Genomic DNA, 415 nt, shown 5'->3' with positions numbered 1-415 from the left:
ATGCCTATCTGTATGGATTCGGCGGCGCCGGGGGACCCGGCGGCGCGGGTAGCCAGGGCATCGCCGATTTCAACGGCACCGACGTATTTGCCGGTGGTCCCGGCGGGTCCGGCGGTAACGGCGGCATGGGCGGGTGGATCGGCGGTGGCGGTCCCGGTGGTGCCGGCGGAGCCGGCGGTATGGGTTCCACCAGCCAGGGTGGCGGCGGTCATGGTGGTGAGGGTGGCCCCGGCGGGCACGGCGGTTCCACTCGGTTCATCGGGTCCGGCGGTCCTGGTGGCGAAGGTGGCCCGGGCGGGCGCGGTGGCAGTTCGCTGACCCTGGGTGTGGCCGACGGCAACGGGGGTAACGGAGGTGGCTTCGGAGGTGGCGGCACCGGTGGGATCTTCCTGGGTCCCGGTCCTCACAACGATGT

1 pseudogene is annotated in these 415 nt (G+C 72.0%); it reads left to right on the top strand.

Annotated elements, in window-relative coordinates:
• Positions 1–415 (top strand): annotated as a pseudogene (locus BST40_RS31320) (PE family protein); the annotation flags it as partial.

The organism is Mycobacterium persicum (assembly GCF_002086675.1).
GTDB classification, from domain to species: Bacteria; Actinomycetota; Actinomycetes; order Mycobacteriales; family Mycobacteriaceae; genus Mycobacterium; species Mycobacterium persicum.
This window is presented reverse-complemented; position numbering and strand designations above follow the sequence as displayed.